Consider the following 1,921-nt stretch of genomic DNA (forward strand, 5'->3'; position numbering starts at 1 on the left):
GTTGAGTGACGTGATCGGCAGGTAGACGGTGTCGAGGCCGAGGTCGAGGTCGTGGTGGTCGGCGTGCGCCTTGGCGATGAGCTCCTCGGCCGCGTCGATGCGGCGTTTGGCCGCCGTGATGCCGTACAGGTGGCCTTCGGCGACGTGCAGGGTGTGGCGGATCAGCGGCATGACCGCCTGGCGGGGCGCGGCGCCCGCGCTCATCGCGCCGATGACCTCGGCGCAGCTCTCCTGGGCGAGCGCCTTGACCCGATCCGCCTTGGCGACGGTCTGCACCGGGTGCAGGCCGGTACGGCGGGCGGTGACGACGGCCGCGGCGTGCAGCCAGTGGGCGGCGGCGATGGCCGCGGCGGTGGGCTCGACCTGCGTGATCAGCGCTTCCGTGCCGAACGGCTGCCGGTGGAGCAGGGTGTCGGCCTGGGCGACCTGCAGGGGCGAGGCGTCCTCGCGGCTGAGGGTGACGGCCTGCTGGGCGCGGGCGGACAGGTCGCCGAGCTCGGCGTGCTCGACGGCGAGCAGCTCGTGGGCGACCTCGGCGGTCACGTCGGCGGCGAGCCGCGGCAGGTCGATGGCGTGCAGGACGCGTCCGACGCGGTGGGCGGCCTGCTCGATCCGGGTGGCGGACGGCGGGGCGTCGGGTGCGGCCAGGGCGGGCAGGACGCCGGCGAACGCGTCGCGTTCCCGCTGCCGGTTCCAGCCGACGCTGTGGGGCCCGTGCTGGTCGGCGGCGCTGGCCGGGTGGGTGTAGCAGCGCCAGCAGGCCTGCGACAGGTGGGTCAGGCAGGAGGCCAGGTGCAGGGCGTCGCGGGTGGCGGGCAGCTCGGCCACGTTGGTGGCGATGTCGCCGATCCCGGTGCTCCAGTGCGCGACGAGGGTGTTGCGTGCCGGGTCGACGGCATACCGGGTCACGGAAGCTCCTCGGAACAGGGGTTGTCTTCAGGATGCTCGATCCGTGCACGCCGTGAGGGGTGATCGCCGCTGTTGCGGGTCGCCGACCAGGGCTTTTGCGCGATATGCCGGAGAGATTCTCGCGGGCGTGGACGTACGCGTATGCGCCTGAGCGCACCGGCCATGGCCGTCCGGGCCGCCAGGCCGCACGATGAGAGCATGTTGATCCTCGCTCTGGTCACCCTCGTGCTGCACGGCGCCCTGGCGGGCCTGTTCTACGCCTTCTCCATGTCGGTCATGCCGGGCCTGAACGCGGTCGAGCCCGCGCAGGCGGAGGCGGCGATGCGGAGTGTCAACCGGAAGATCCTCAACCCGTGGCTCTTCGTCGTGTTCATCGGCTCGCCGCTCGCGGCGCTGGCCACCGGCCTGCTCGCGGACGCCCCGGCGGCGTGGTGGTTCCTGGCCGCCGCCGCGGTCAACGCCGTCGGCTCGTTCCTGGCCACGGTCGCGATCAACGTGCCGATGAACAACGCGCTCGACGCCGGCACGATGGCGTGGAAGGACTACTCGCCCCGGTGGACCACGTGGAACACCGTGCGCACGGTCGCCTGCCTGGCGAGCCTCGTCCTCGTCGGGGTCGGCCTGACGCAGTTGTGAGCTACCGCCCGGCGTAACGCGTACGGAGGAGGCCCCGGCACAGGCCGGCGTTGCCCTCGATGCTGACCCGCACCAGCCGGGCGAACCGCAGCCGCCGTTCAGTCTCCTCCGCCGGGATGGGCCCGCCCCGTTCGTCCAGCAGCAGCGGCGCGCCCGGCGAGCAGTCCAGCCCCAGCTCGGCGCGGCGGCGCAGCAGCCCGGCCAGCTCCGGCGAGTCGGGCACGTCGCCCACCCGCGAGGGGACGGCCTCCCCCAGGCGGGTCACCAGCCGGTCCAGGGCCGCCAGGTACGCCTTGCGGCGGAACGTCAGGCGCAACGCGTCGAGCTCGCCGCCCGCCTCCCCGGGAAAGGCCCCGGCGAACCCGCCGCCCTCCGC

General features: G+C 73.7%; 2 protein-coding genes and 1 pseudogene. 1 reads left to right on the forward strand and 2 read right to left on the reverse strand.

What is annotated here, in order from left to right:
• A partial coding sequence (locus tag C1J01_RS47845) for a hypothetical protein (RefSeq protein WP_220040489.1) occupies positions 1–909 on the reverse strand: 909 nt, incomplete at its 3' end.
• A gap of 198 nt (positions 910–1,107) precedes the next feature.
• On the opposite strand from C1J01_RS47845, the gene C1J01_RS47850 reads away from it, so the two are divergent.
• Positions 1,108–1,545, forward strand: a complete 438-nt coding sequence (locus C1J01_RS47850; RefSeq protein ID WP_111185768.1) for an anthrone oxygenase family protein — start codon at positions 1,108–1,110, stop codon at positions 1,543–1,545.
• Position 1,546: 1 nt separating this feature from the next.
• Here the strand turns inward: C1J01_RS47850 and C1J01_RS50840 are convergent.
• A pseudogene (locus C1J01_RS50840) lies at positions 1,547–1,921 on the reverse strand (metal-sulfur cluster biosynthetic enzyme); the annotation flags it as partial.

Origin of the sequence: Nonomuraea aridisoli (assembly GCF_003236395.1) — a bacterium.
Taxonomy (GTDB): Bacteria; Actinomycetota; Actinomycetes; order Streptosporangiales; family Streptosporangiaceae; genus Nonomuraea; species Nonomuraea aridisoli.